Source organism: Lysinibacillus sp. NPDC096382, from assembly GCF_044762845.1.
Classification (GTDB): domain Bacteria; phylum Bacillota; class Bacilli; order Bacillales_A; family Planococcaceae; genus Lysinibacillus.
In genome coordinates this window covers 210,584-223,528 of record NZ_JBIWFC010000005.1, presented here as the reverse complement: position 1 = coordinate 223,528, position 12,945 = coordinate 210,584, and the positions used below count along the sequence as shown (strand labels likewise).

General features: G+C 34.1%; 15 protein-coding genes. 13 read left to right on the top strand and 2 right to left on the bottom strand.

Going from position 1 to position 12,945, the window contains the following annotated elements; translation table 11 throughout:
- Positions 1-287 precede the first annotated feature (287 nt).
- The 11 genes from ACIQZA_RS10395 (at position 288) to ACIQZA_RS10345 (ending at position 7,749) form a co-directional block, all read left to right on the top strand.
- A complete protein-coding gene (locus ACIQZA_RS10395) occupies positions 288-806 on the top strand; it encodes an RNA polymerase sigma factor (RefSeq protein WP_400940292.1) in 519 nt (172 codons plus the stop codon).
- Positions 803-1,819, top strand: coding sequence for a DUF4179 domain-containing protein (locus ACIQZA_RS10390; protein ID WP_400940290.1), 1,017 nt, complete (start codon positions 803-805; stop codon positions 1,817-1,819). The genes ACIQZA_RS10395 and ACIQZA_RS10390 overlap by 4 nt, the downstream gene beginning before the upstream one ends.
- 253 nt (positions 1,820-2,072) lie before the next feature.
- The gene (locus tag ACIQZA_RS10385) at positions 2,073-2,480 is read left to right on the top strand and encodes a GNAT family N-acetyltransferase (protein ID WP_400940288.1); all 408 of its coding nucleotides are present in this window, start codon (positions 2,073-2,075) and stop codon (positions 2,478-2,480) included.
- A 174-nt stretch (positions 2,481-2,654) separates the two neighbouring features.
- Positions 2,655-3,119, top strand: coding sequence for a helix-turn-helix transcriptional regulator (locus ACIQZA_RS10380; RefSeq protein ID WP_400940286.1), 465 nt, complete (start codon positions 2,655-2,657; stop codon positions 3,117-3,119).
- 78 nt (positions 3,120-3,197) lie between these two features.
- Positions 3,198-3,398, top strand: a complete 201-nt coding sequence (locus ACIQZA_RS10375; RefSeq protein WP_400940283.1) for a helix-turn-helix domain-containing protein — start codon at positions 3,198-3,200, stop codon at positions 3,396-3,398.
- Positions 3,399-3,552: 154 nt separating this feature from the next.
- Complete coding sequence (locus tag ACIQZA_RS10370) at positions 3,553-4,056, top strand: GNAT family N-acetyltransferase (protein ID WP_400940280.1); 504 nt, start codon at positions 3,553-3,555, stop codon at positions 4,054-4,056.
- Between the two features lie 221 nt (positions 4,057-4,277).
- Positions 4,278-4,583 (top strand): monooxygenase, encoded by a 306-nt coding sequence (locus tag ACIQZA_RS10365; protein WP_402881230.1) that lies wholly within the window; start codon positions 4,278-4,280, stop codon positions 4,581-4,583.
- A 248-nt stretch (positions 4,584-4,831) separates the two neighbouring features.
- Positions 4,832-5,689: an ABC transporter ATP-binding protein gene (locus ACIQZA_RS10360; RefSeq protein WP_402881232.1), complete on the top strand. Its 858-nt coding sequence runs from the start codon at positions 4,832-4,834 to the stop codon at positions 5,687-5,689.
- Positions 5,690-5,693: 4 nt separating this feature from the next.
- A complete protein-coding gene (locus ACIQZA_RS10355; protein ID WP_402881235.1) occupies positions 5,694-6,308 on the top strand; it encodes an ABC-2 transporter permease in 615 nt (204 codons plus the stop codon).
- Positions 6,309-6,646: 338 nt separating this feature from the next.
- Entirely contained in the window at positions 6,647-7,024 is a 378-nt protein-coding gene (locus tag ACIQZA_RS10350) for a GntR family transcriptional regulator (RefSeq protein ID WP_402881237.1), read from the top strand.
- A 110-nt stretch (positions 7,025-7,134) separates the two neighbouring features.
- On the top strand, positions 7,135-7,749 hold the full coding sequence (locus tag ACIQZA_RS10345; RefSeq protein ID WP_402881239.1) for an ABC-2 transporter permease: 615 nt from the start codon (positions 7,135-7,137) through the stop codon (positions 7,747-7,749).
- A gap of 23 nt (positions 7,750-7,772) precedes the next feature.
- Here the strand turns inward: ACIQZA_RS10345 and ACIQZA_RS10340 are convergent, their stop codons facing one another.
- The gene (locus ACIQZA_RS10340; protein WP_402881240.1) at positions 7,773-9,407 is read right to left on the bottom strand and encodes a hypothetical protein; all 1,635 of its coding nucleotides are present in this window, start codon (positions 9,405-9,407) and stop codon (positions 7,773-7,775) included.
- A 2-nt stretch (positions 9,408-9,409) separates the two neighbouring features.
- Positions 9,410-10,186: an ABC transporter ATP-binding protein gene (locus ACIQZA_RS10335; RefSeq protein WP_402881243.1), complete on the bottom strand. Its 777-nt coding sequence runs from the start codon at positions 10,184-10,186 to the stop codon at positions 9,410-9,412.
- Between the two features lie 584 nt (positions 10,187-10,770).
- Here ACIQZA_RS10335 and ACIQZA_RS10330 point away from each other — a divergent pair.
- Positions 10,771-11,922, top strand: a complete 1,152-nt coding sequence (locus ACIQZA_RS10330; protein ID WP_402881246.1) for a Gfo/Idh/MocA family protein — start codon at positions 10,771-10,773, stop codon at positions 11,920-11,922.
- Between the two features lie 18 nt (positions 11,923-11,940).
- Positions 11,941-12,933 (top strand): ABC transporter permease, encoded by a 993-nt coding sequence (locus ACIQZA_RS10325; RefSeq protein WP_402881248.1) that lies wholly within the window; start codon positions 11,941-11,943, stop codon positions 12,931-12,933.
- The last annotated feature ends 12 nt before the right edge of the window (positions 12,934-12,945 follow it).

Genomic DNA, 12,945 nt, shown 5'->3' with positions numbered 1-12,945 from the left:
ATGGAATGAAGCAGGAATGTCAATAATATATTGAGAGACTTGTTACTTATTTTGTGACAAAATAGGGGCTTATAGTCCTTCAATTTTTCGACAACTTTATAAAACCTTGAACAGATCGGAAATACCTATTTCGGGAGAGTAAACAGTGTTAATCGTTTTAAATTAATAGCAGGCGGCAACCGACCTTTATTTCGTCGGTTTTTTAGTGTAATAAAATAATAAATCGATGCAACTAACTATCAATTAAAATGCTCTAACGGTATGTAAAGAGAAAAAGAGGTGATTATATGCGATCCGAGTTTCTTGTAAAAAAAGCAAAGAAGGGAGATGGAGAAGCGTTTATACAATTAATCCGTCAATACGAAATGACGCTTTACCGGACAGCAAAACGACTTGGTTTGAAAGATGAGGATATTGCAGATCTTTTACAGGACACAATACTGACTGCGTTTGAAAAAATAGATTCTCTAAAAGAAGCAAAATATTTTCATACATGGCTTTGTCGAATTCTTTTAAATAACTGCTATCGCTTTATGAAGCAGGGTCAGCGTACTGTACCACTAAATGTGACGACATTGCATGAACTACGACACCAAGATCAAATTTCACTTGAACTTGATGAGGCATTAGAAAGTCTAGATGAAAGCTATCGCATTGCTTTAACGCTTTATTATGTGAATGGACTCACGACAAAGGAAATTAGCGAATTTCTTCATGAATCAGAAGGGACGATTAAGTCAAGGATTTCTAGAGCAAAGCAATATTTGAAAAATAATTATTATGTTGAGGGGGCACAATTACTATGAAAAAATCATTAGACGACCGTTTACATGAGGAAATGAATAGAGAACAAGAAATACCGGATATTGTGCAAAAAGCTTTTGATCGTTCCTATATAGAGATTCGCTCTCAATCCAAGAAAAAGACAAAAAAAAGTTGGTTGAAGCCTATTTCAGCTGCGGCTGCATGTGCAGTGCTCGCTTTGGGTATGATTTTGTCTAATGATACAGCAATGGCCAAACTAAAAGCGTTTCTAGGGTTCGAGGACGCTGGGATTGAACTTGCTAGTCAAAACGGAGAGGTACAATATGTTAGTATATCGCAAAGTTCACAAGATGTTACGGTTACACTTAAAAATACATTTGCTGATGCCTATCGAGTAGGGTTGGCAATGGAAATTTTACCAAAAGATATTGATATAAAAGATATTTACGACGTATTCATCGAATATCGTATGTATGATTCTAAAGGAACAGAAATTGATTCCCTTATTTCAGATACAAAGCCTCTCGCTCCAACAGACATTTCGGCAAGCCCTTACAAGAATATGCTAAAAGAAAGCGATCAATCCATGATATTAGAACTTTTACTAGAGTCCAACGAAATGGCATGGCCTTCCTTAGAGAACGCTCAATTAATAATCGAAACGATCCATTTTTCGACGAAAAAGGAAGGTTTGGTCACTGTTAATGGAAAATGGTCGTTTACATTGACACCAACAACGATTGTAACGCAACCTTTTAAAGCAGAAAATGCTGTTGAGGGCATTCAACTTCAATCAGCAACCCTTACGAATGGCTCTATGCATGTATCTTTAATGGTCGACGCAGATCTTTCCGAGGATGAAAATCAATTTTTTGAATGGGCATTAACTAATGAAAAGGGAGAGTCTTTTTATGCACGAGGAGCCAATATAGAATTGAAAGATGGAAAAACCGTTGTTAGCTTAGTTTATCCTTATAGTATTTGGAATAAAGAAAAACAAATAAGCTTACATATAAAGGGCTATGAAGAATTAATATTAATAAGTAAAGAATAATAGATAATTTAAATATTTAGGAGTACATTGGCAGCTATATCGCTAATGTACTTTTTCGTTTGTTTATCAATAATAAAGCGAACGGGAATCTATAAAATCTCTTTGTGTTTTTGGATAATATGGGGATCATCACCAAAAGCAGTGGGTGACATTAGTTAAAACGTATGCTATGTATATAAGTTGATTGGAGTGGAGGCTGGGCGACTCCTCGGGGATTAGCGTCACAGATGAGACCCTGGAGCGAGCAACGCGAGTGAAGCGGCTCATCGGACGCCCCCAGGAAGCTTTGCTCTGTGCGAAAGCGAAGCGTCAGCAACAAAGCGCCCAGCCGGAACGGAAATCAACCACACGTTTTTTAAGTGAATTTGAAGGCAAACGAGCTGAAATTGGTTATGAATTATCTGAAGACTATTGGCATCGAGGTATTATGTCGGAAGCTGTTAAAGCAGTATTATCAATAGGATTTGATCAGTTAGGTTTAGTAAGAATACAGGCAATTGTTACAGAGGAAAATATAGCTTCAAAGAAACTATTGTCGAAATTCAACTTTAAGGAAGAAGGCTGCTTAAGACAATTTGAATGCCATAGTGTTACTGGAGAATGTAAAGATATGTTGATCTATAGCTTGTTGCATACGGAGTTTCCGAAAAATAATATATAAGGTTTAGGTAATTTCAGATAGATTTCCAATAAAAGGTGCGACGAAAACCTATTTAATGAGTTTTGTCGCACTTTTATATAGCGGTCTATTTTTCTCTATTTTCTAAAATTCCTGTAAATAGAATTCCCAGTATGTGATAATAACCATAAATTAAGGTAATGGGAGGGAAATAAAATGGAGAAAAATATTTTAAGTTTAAAACTAAAAAGATATCGAGAAGAAAAAGGAATCACCCAACAAGAACTAGCTGAAATTTTGGAAGTAAGTGATAAGTCTATATCCAAATGGGAACTTGGAAATGGTTATCCAAGTAAGAGAAATATGCTGAAAATATCGGAGATTCTTGATATCAGCGTGGAAACATTGCTATTAGAGGAAAAGAACGATGATAAAGAAAAAATAAAGTTAAGTATTAATTATAGCTTAATTAGTTATATCATTATTTTTGCTGTAACCTTAATGATTAAAGGTTTGACAGATGCAGAACAGTATCAAAATATTTTATCTAAAGATATTGTTGAGATTTTAAAACTACTTGCAAGTGCATTTGTCCAAAATATAGGAATTGCTTTACCACCCGCAATTATTATTGGTTTCGTTTTTTATTTTTATATTTTTCCTAAACAATCAAGAGAGTAGATATAGGTCTACTTTCTTTTTTATAAAGAGGCTATATAACTGATAATTTAGAGTTATGACGCATGAGAAGGTGAGAAAATGCTAGGGCAATTTTTGAGAAGTAAAAAGAAAAATAAGGAATGGCGAGGGGGAAATTCAAATGGACGGCCAAAAGTGGCCATAAACGAATCGAAGTTGCTACATTTAAAGGATGCTGGAAAAAGTAATCGGGAAATTGCACGAATACTTCGCGTTTCAGAAGCTACTATTCGGAGACGATTAAAAGATTTAGATGGTTGATTTTTCTCTTTATTCGAATGGTTATACATCTTCATTTCAAGATTCCAATAGATTAAAAACAAACTCTTAGGTATGATATCGTAAAGAGTTTGTTTTTTTGCTTTTATCTTCCAAATTTGGTTTTAAAGCATAAAAGATGAGGGGATGAATTAGCTTGGAAATTTCAATTATTTGCTTACAAGAACGCGACGCAGAAGAATTGTTTGAGTTTGAAAAGAATAATAGACTATTTTTTGAACAAATGGTACCTGGTCGTGGAGAAGACTATTATAATTTTGAGACATTTAAAATAAGACATAGGGAGCTTTTAACAGAACAACAAGAAAATAAATCGAAATTCTACTTAATAAGAGATAACTCAGGCAGTATTGTTGGAAGAATTAATTTAGTAGATATAGATACAACGAATGATATAGCAGAAGTCGGTTATAGAGTGGGACAAGAATATGGGGGCAAAGGAATAGCGGCTAGAGCCTTAAAACTACTATTAGAAACAGAAATCCGTGTCAAAAAGATTAAAGCAAAAACAACAACAAATAATATTGCATCTCAAAGGGTTCTTGAAAAGAATGGTTTTAAACAAGTGTCTATAAGTGATAATAAGTTCGAAATGAATGGCAAAAAGCTGCAGTTTATCGATTATATGTTGGAACGCTAGTAAAAATCCTTCAGAGGGGTAGTTGAAAGATAGTGTTTAAACGAATCATGATACTTTTTTCAATTATTACAGCGATACTTTTGTCGATCATTACGACAAGTTATATTAGGCGAAGCGGCAGCTATAAAGTGCCAGTCGGAACAGAAATCAACACCACACCTGGTGAAGAACCATAAAAATTACTAATTGTTATAGAAAAAATAAAAGTGGGAGTTTTAATCATGAAATATTTATTACAAGTTGATTTTACAATGGACGGGCCATTCGGTGAAGAAATGGCCGAGGCATTTGCTGATTTAGCAAAAAGTATTAACGAAGAGTCGGGTATTATTTGGAAGGTTTGGACTGAGAATGCTGCGACTAAAGAAGCTGGTGGGATATATTTATTTGAAACCAAAACAGCTGCTGAGAAATATTTAACTATGCATTCAGAACGATTAATAAGTTTCGGCATTACCGATATTCGTGGGAAGATCTTCGAGGTGAATGAAGTATTATCAACAATTAATAATGCCCCAATTAAATAGTTAGCTAAAGCTAATTAGGGGTCATAATTGGCAGTATTATCAACTAAATAATTAAAAACAGCAAACATGAGCTTGTGATTTAACAATCTCATGTTTTTGTTTTTTATTTTCAATCATAATTTATTACTTGCAAAATATGTCTAGTGTGTATATATTGTATATAGAGTATATACACATTATATGGAAAAGGGTATTTGCCTTAAAGAGTTCAAGGAAATGCTTACATTACTACATACGGAGGGTGAAAGATGGAAAATGTCATTGAATTACAGCATGTTCATAAATCTTTTAAGGGATTTCAGATAAAAGATTTCTCTATTAACGTAAAAAAGGGCTTTGTAACTGGATTTATCGGGGGCAATGGTGCAGGAAAGTCTACAACAATCAAATTGATTATGAACTTGCTAAAGCAAGATAGTGGTACTGTTTCAGTGTTTGGGATGGATTATAAGAAGCATGAAAAAGAAATAAAGGAACGTATTGGTTTTGTCTATGATGAAAACGTCTTTTATGAAAATGTAACGTTAAAAGATATGAAAAGGATTATTAAACCAGCCTATAAAAACTGGGATGATGACGCCTTTCAACGTTATGTTGATCAGTTTGAACTACCATTGAACAAATATATGAAGACCTTTTCAAAGGGAATGAAGATGAAAGCTTCGTTAGCTATAGCGCTAGCTCATCATGCAGAATTAATTATTATGGATGAATCAACTGCTGGGCTCGATCCGATATTTCGTAGAGAGCTACTAAATATTCTACATGAATTAATGCAAGATGAAGATAAAACGATTTTCTTCTCGACACATATAACAACAGATTTAGACCGAATTGCGGATTATATTACCTTTGTTCATAACGGTGAACATATATTCACTAAGGAGTTTTATAAGATTGAAGAGGAATATGCTATTGTCAAAGGGACATTGAATTTATTGGATCAGGAAACGGAACGAGAGTTTGTGGCGATTCGAAAATCGAACGCAGGCTTTGAGGCATTAACAGCGGATAAAAATCGTGTGGCAAACATATTTGGGGATTCTGTTATTGTGGAAAAACCAACGCTTGAAGATATTATGTACTATACGAAAAAAGGATGGTGATTGTATGGTTAACCTTATATTTAAAGATATTTTAATACAAAAGAAAATGATTTTGTTATACATTGCTACTATTATTCTTTATTTATTAATAAATGTGTCCCTAGTAAAAATAGGATTCTTATATAGTTTAGCGATTATTACCACGTCCTTTTCTTACGATGAAAAAGATAATGCTAATATTTTACTTAATTCGCTTCCATATACGAGAAAGCAAATTGTTAGTTCGAGATATATAGGTTCATTGATATATACATCACTAATTATAATCATTACTTATTTAGGTAATTTCTTCTTAAACGGAAAAGAGACATTGGTTTTATTGAAAGATATAGTGATAATTATCGGTCTTGTTATGGTCGCTATATCATTCATACTGCCAATCTGTTATAAATTTAAAACACAATCTTTAATGATTGCTTCAGGTACTTTATTTGGTATATATTTGGTGACCATTAAATATTTTTTCCCTAGTCTTAATGATACATTAAGAGAACTGATACAAAAATTTCTGACTTTACAAGAAACACAAATGTATTTTGTAGCTATCTTTACAATCATTATTTTATATGTTGGATCGTGGCTATTATCTATTCGAATATATGCGAAAAAAGTCTTTTGAAATAAAACAGCTTGAGCCCGTTGATGTAGGCTCAAGCTGTTTAAGTACGCTTAAACACAATGTCCTATCGCCGACCGTGGCTTCCGATGCCGATATAACAAATGACAGTATGTTAACATATTTAATAAATCTGAGATAATTTTCGTGAGGCAGAAAATTATACTCTAAACAATAGACAATGTAATCTTTACGGGAAAGACATTATAAATCTAATGGCTTTATATTTCCCTGAATGTCCAAACATAAGTACAATTGACGAATAATTAGCATTGCTCATGCTAACAGAATAACCAACGTCTTCTGTGCTGATCATATAAAAATAAAGAAGAGGTATTTGCATGCAAATTATTATTTCAAACAGCTCAAAAGAACCGATTTATGAGCAAATTTATAGTCAAATCAAAAAGCTAATTTTATCAGGTGAATTACAAGAGGGGCAGTCATTGCCGTCTATGCGACAGCTTGCAAAAGATTTAGAAATTAGCGTTATTACGACAAAACGCGCTTATGAAGAGCTAGAGAAAACTGGATTTATTTATTCTATTGTGGGGAAAGGTTCGTTCATTTCAGAGCAAAATACGGAAATGATGAGAGAAAGAAAAGTAAAGGTAATCGAAGAAAATCTATTGATTGCCATCCAAAATGCTAAAGAAATGAATATTGGCTTAGCAGAGCTCAAAGAAATGCTCACACTATTGTATTCAGAGGATGAGTGAAGGAGACAGCTGTTAAATTCGTGTGGTGAATATATTTGGAGATACGGTTATTGTGAAGAAGCCTAAGTTCAAAGATAGTATGTAATATAGGAAAAAAGGATGGTAATTGGATGATTAACCTTATACTTAAGGATGTTTTAATACAAAAGAAATTAATTTTATTTTACATTGCTACTATAATAATCTACTTATGGGCAGGTGTACCCTCCCTACTATTTTTGGGATTTCTTTATAGTGTAATATTTATACTAAATGCTTTCGCCTACGATGAAAAAGACAATGCTAATATTCTGCTTAATTCTCTACCATATACGAGAAAGGAAATTGTCAGTTCAAAATATATAGGTTCACTGATATTTACAACGATATTTGTCTTCATGATTTATGTGGGGGATTTCCTCATAAATGGAAAAGGGGATCTTTTTATATGGAAAGAAATGTTGCTTATTATTGGTCTAGTGATGGTCGCTATATCATTCATGTTTCCAATCTCCTATAAATTTAAAACGCAATATTTATTGATTGCTTTAAGTGTTTTATTTGGTATTTATATGTTAACAATTAGTTTACTAGTTCCTATAAATGATCTATTAAGAGAATTAGCACGAAAGTTCTTGACTTTACAAGAAACGCAAATGTATTTTGTAGCTAGCATTACGGTTATTATTTTATTTATTGGGTCATGGCTACTATCTATTCGTATATATGAGAGAAAAGCTTTTTAAAATAAAACGGCTTGAGCTCAGGCTCAAGCCGTTTTCGTAAGCTTAAAGGCAAGCTTCCATAGAACGAAATTCGTGATGACAAGCACGATTAAGTAAATGATTGCCCCATAAGTAGTATGAGAAGTCAGGAAGTAATGTAGTCCCGCCAAAGCACCTAATGGGATAAGCAATATAAGCGTTTTCCAACTTTGGGCATCGCCAACTTCATTATAGGGCTTTGTGAAAGGAATGTTGCTTCCCATGCCGATGTAACAAATGGCGGTGTACATGCAGCTTGTTACTAAAACAATTAGTAAATCTAAGATAATTCTCGTACCAAAAATGAAGCAGAAAATGATGCTTAGAAAAATATATAATGGAATGTACAACTTCATCAAAAATGCTTTTAAGCTTCCTTTTTTCAAGTTTGTATAGTCTTTGATTGGAAAGACTTTATAGATCCAAGCTGCTTTATATTTTCCTGAATGTCCAAGCATGAGTACAGCTGAAGGAATAATTAGCATGCTGAAATAAATATTTAAATAGCCCATGCTAACGGCATAATCAACACCTTCGTGCCTTGAAAAGGAAAACATAAAAATAAACGGAATGACAAAAGAAAACCCTAAAGATGGATATACTTTCAGTTTAAACTCTCGCTCCTGTTTCATCATAAGGGAAGCAAAGCGGTAGAAAGCTCTTTCTTCATTTGTTCTACAAATGATTGTTAACAAAAGGGTCTTAAGTCGATTGTTCTTATCTTTTTTCGATTTGCTTGTGTTTAATAGTTTTTGCAGATTTCGTTCAAAAGTTGGAATCAGTTTTAGATAAAGCCATATCGAGATGATTGGCATGACGACAGCAAACATACTGAACACCACTGTAAATAAAGAGTTGTCACCGTTTAGTAGTAGTTCATAAGGAGCGGCAAACCACATAGGGATTAGAAAAATACTCCACCAATGAAATGCTAGCGCCATATCATAATTAACGAATTCAAAGGATCTAATAAGAACTTGATAGCCAATCATCAACATTAATGATAAGCCGATTTGTACATAATTGATGATATCTTTCAGCTTTTCTCCATCAAAGAATCTTAAAATAGCAATATATAAAATAGCAGTTAATACAACAATAAAAATATTAATTAAAACTAGTAAGAGCACAGTTAAAATAAAGAATACAATCCCTTGATTATATAGGCCCACCATAAGGGGAATGGCAGTGAATGCAATAGTTAAATACGTCAAGTAAATGAAAATATGCATAAACTTGGCCGCATTGATCGTTTTAGCAGAGATAGGCTTAGTTGATAGGATACTTCTGTCCCGTACATCCAAAAGTACCGAAGAAAAATCAGAAATCAATGTTGTCATGATAATAAAAATAATCATTGCATAAGCAATACTCATTTGGAAAAGATAGTTTTGACCAAACCCCATAAAAGGAACTAGCATAAGTCCCATTAAAACATAAATCCATAAAGACTTGATGTAGCCATTCTTTTGCTCTTTGTTTTTTTTATTTGATGCTTGGTTAAATATTGTCGGTACTTTACGTTCATCCATTGTTAGTTTAATATGGAGGATTTTTCTCATTATTTCGTAATCGACGCCCATTTTCACAAAAACAAATTGTATCTTATCAAGCACTTGTAAAGTTTTGAAATCTTTCATGATCATACCTCTTGCACAATAGAAACGAATTTTTCACCAATTTCCTGATGATCATGGAAGCCTGTCAATTGGTTGAAAATCTTTTCCAGAGTTCCTTCGGTATTGTCTGCCTGTAGTTGGGCAAATGTCCCATCGGCAGCGATTTTCCCATCATTCAGCAGGATGATGCGACTACTGATTTTTTCGACAACATCCATAATATGAGAGGAATAAAATATAGTTTTTCCTTGGGCAGCCAGTTGAAGCAAAATTTCTTTAAAGATCATCACACTATTCGCATCTAAGCCATTGATCGGTTCATCTAAAAATAACAAATCGGGATTATGTATAAGGCTAGCGATAATTAATAGCTTTTGCCGCATCCCTTTTGAATAAGAAGATATCCTTGAATGATACGCTTCACCAACACCAAACAATTCCATTAAGGATTTTGATTTATCCGCAGCGATTTCTAATTCAAGGCCATAAAGCTGGGCGATGAAGGTTAAATACTCGTAACCAGTTAAATTATCGTAAACATCTGCTATTTCTGGTACATAGCCAATTCGCCGTCTATATTCAATGCTGTCTTTTCCGATATTCTCTCCGAAAAGCTTAATTTCTCCACCGTAATCACCTTCGATCCCCAAAATGATTTTGACAGTGGTACTTTTACCTGCACCGTTCGGGCCAATATAACCAATTATTTCCCCTCGCGAGACGTGCAAGTCGATCCCTTTTAATATTTCCTTACTACCATAACTCTTCGTCAAATTCGTAATCGTCAAGATTTCTTCCATGTTGTAACTCCTTTCTGTTTTAATCCTACATTAACGGACGGTAGTGTATCTGGTACCGTCTGTAAAAGCCAGATTGATGAAGACTAATAATCGGTGGAGGATGAAGAAAACCCCCTCCAATTAAAGCTTCACTTTAACTTATGTTTAGTGTGATTTATTTAGAGAAAATATCCATAAATATTATGTAACCTATAATAAACGGTGTAATATTCCTGCACCTATATTATATAATCTATATATTACCATTATAAGGTGGGAATTTTAGTTTATTGCGAGGGAATTATATCTTTTTTTACAGAGAGGGTTGAGCTTTTAGAGATGTATTGAATCTTCTGTATTCTCGGATGAGTCAACTTTTCTAGAAGAGATTATGACTAAATTTGGGGTATTGACATATTTATGGTTAGAATTATATATTTATTTCATCGTAATTTTTGGAATATTCGCTATACTATTTTGATCTAACTTGTACCTACAACGTGTTGACATGTAGTTGTGTTGTTGTGGATGATTGGGAAAATCAGTATTAAATGTAAACGTTTACTTAATACAATAGAATGCAGGATTTTAGAGGGGGAAAATCAATGAAGAAAGTACGCATTGGAGTAATCGGAGCTGGGTTAAGAGGAGGTTTAGCGCAATACTGGCATAAGCCTGATGGGGAATCAGAAATTGTTGCTTTAGCTGATATTTCTCAAGAACGTTTAGATAAATTTCAAGAAAAATTTGAAACACCTTTATTTTTAACGAAGGATTATAAAGAATTACTAACAAGAGACGATATTGATGCTATTGCAGTTTTATCACCGGATTATTTACATGAAGAGCATATTATTACTTGCTTAGAAGCAGGAAAGCACGTATATGCTGAAAAACCTTTAGCGATTACAGTGGAGGGCTGCGATCGAATTTTAGATATATGGAAAAAATCAGGGAAGCATCTAATGGTCGGTTTTAATATGCGATATATGAGTATGTATCAAACGATGAAAGGCTTAATCGATTCGGGCGCTATTGGAGAATTAAAAGCCATATGGGTTCGCCACTTTGTTGGCTTTGGCGGTTACTTCTATTATCATGATTGGCACGGTAATTCCAAAAATACAACATCCCTGTTGCTGCAAAAAGGCTCACATGATTTAGATGTGATTCATTGGATTTCTGGAAAACATGCGACGAAAGTATCTGCATTTGGTAGCTTAGATTATTACGGTGGAGATAAACCAAATACGTTAACATGTCCAACATGTGACCAGAAAACAACATGTCCAGAATATGTCCCACATACATTCACGGAATGTGCGTTCCGAGAAGAAATTGATGTTGAGGATAATAACATGCTCATTATGGAATTAGAAGGTGGTATAAAAGCTTCCTATTTACAATGTCACTTCACCCCAGATTATTCACGAAATTATACATTTATCGGTACGAAAGGGCGTATCGAAAATGATGATGTGAACAATAAAATTTATTTGAAGACACGTAAATCTAATTCCTGGGAAGAGCTTAGTGATGTTGTTTATGAAATGAAACCCGAGGAAGGAAGCCATGGGGGAGCAGATCCTAAAATTGCGCAAGATTTCGTAGAGTTAATACTTTACAATAAAGAGCCTTTAACAACTCCATTTGCTGGTCGTATGAGCGTAGCAGTTGGCTGTGCAGCAACGGAATCGCTCCGTAATGGGGGAAGAGTTGTTGAAATTTCACAGGAATCTACTATTCTACAGCATTGATAAATAGGGGGTGTATGTATGACGCTTTTGGATGAAACAACTGTTGAAGAAAAGCGATTTAAAACAAAGCGTTTGTTCAAAAAGCAATCAAAAGTAAAGAGGAATCACTGGATAGAGTGGAAGAAGTCTATCAGAAAAAATTGGGAGCTTTATTTATTATTAGTCCCTGTGATCCTTTATTTTTTGATTTTCCATTATTACCCGTTGTACGGTTTGCAAATTGCCTTTAAGGACTTTATTGCTACAAAGGGGATTACTGGTAGTCCATGGGTAGGTTTTAAGCATTTTGAACGCTTCTTTGACAGTTATTATTTTTGGAGATTAATTAAAAATACAATTGGTATTGGTGTATTTACGCTACTAGTATCTTTCCCTGTACCGATTATTATTGCGTTACTGTTAAATGAAGTGAAAAGTCTTCGTTTTAAAAAGTTTATACAGACAATTATTTATGCACCGCATTTTTTATCAACAGTAGTCGTTGTCGGTATGTTATTACTTTTCTTAAAGTCAGACGGGATGATTAACCAAATTATCACGTTGTTTGGTGGTACGCCGATTGATTTCATTTTAGAGCCAGCATGGTTTAAGTCAATCTATGTACTATCAGACGTATGGCAAACAATGGGGTGGAGTTCCATTATATATATTGCAGCTTTATCGGCGGTAGATCCAGCGCAGCATGAAGCAGCAATGATGGATGGGGCTTCAAAATTCCAGAGAATTATTCATATTAACATCCCAGCGATTATGCCAACAATTGTTATCTTATTTATCTTGAACGTAGGATCAGTTATGGCGATTGGATTTGAGAAAGTATTTTTATTGCAAAATGATTTAAATATGTCGACTTCGGACGTCATTTCAACCTTTGTTTATCGAAGTGGGATTTTAGAAGCGCAGTATAGCTTTTCAGCGGCTGTAGGTTTATTCAACTCTATCATTAACTTTATCCTTCTCATTATGGTAAACCAAATAGCGAAAAAAGTAAGTGATACAAGCCTATGGTAAGGGAGTGGTGAA

Bases quoted from the DNA above. Each gene is read 5' to 3' on its own strand.
- ACIQZA_RS10350 (WP_402881237.1), top strand. From the start codon at position 6,647: ATGCAAATTATTATTTCAAACAGCTCAAAAGAACCGATTTATGAGCAA.
- ACIQZA_RS10390 (WP_400940290.1), top strand. From the start codon at position 803: ATGAAAAAATCATTAGACGACCGTTTACATGAGGAAATGAATAGAGAA.
- ACIQZA_RS10365 (WP_402881230.1), top strand. From the start codon at position 4,278: ATGAAATATTTATTACAAGTTGATTTTACAATGGACGGGCCATTCGGT.
- ACIQZA_RS10375 (WP_400940283.1), top strand. From the start codon at position 3,198: ATGCTAGGGCAATTTTTGAGAAGTAAAAAGAAAAATAAGGAATGGCGA.
- ACIQZA_RS10330 (WP_402881246.1), top strand. From the start codon at position 10,771: ATGAAGAAAGTACGCATTGGAGTAATCGGAGCTGGGTTAAGAGGAGGT.
- ACIQZA_RS10325 (WP_402881248.1), top strand. From the start codon at position 11,941: ATGACGCTTTTGGATGAAACAACTGTTGAAGAAAAGCGATTTAAAACA.
- ACIQZA_RS10340 (WP_402881240.1), bottom strand. From the start codon at position 9,407: ATGAAAGATTTCAAAACTTTACAAGTGCTTGATAAGATACAATTTGTT.
- ACIQZA_RS10360 (WP_402881232.1), top strand. From the start codon at position 4,832: ATGGAAAATGTCATTGAATTACAGCATGTTCATAAATCTTTTAAGGGA.
- ACIQZA_RS10335 (WP_402881243.1), bottom strand. From the start codon at position 10,186: ATGGAAGAAATCTTGACGATTACGAATTTGACGAAGAGTTATGGTAGT.
- ACIQZA_RS10380 (WP_400940286.1), top strand. From the start codon at position 2,655: ATGGAGAAAAATATTTTAAGTTTAAAACTAAAAAGATATCGAGAAGAA.
- ACIQZA_RS10355 (WP_402881235.1), top strand. From the start codon at position 5,694: ATGGTTAACCTTATATTTAAAGATATTTTAATACAAAAGAAAATGATT.
- ACIQZA_RS10345 (WP_402881239.1), top strand. From the start codon at position 7,135: ATGATTAACCTTATACTTAAGGATGTTTTAATACAAAAGAAATTAATT.
- ACIQZA_RS10395 (WP_400940292.1), top strand. From the start codon at position 288: ATGCGATCCGAGTTTCTTGTAAAAAAAGCAAAGAAGGGAGATGGAGAA.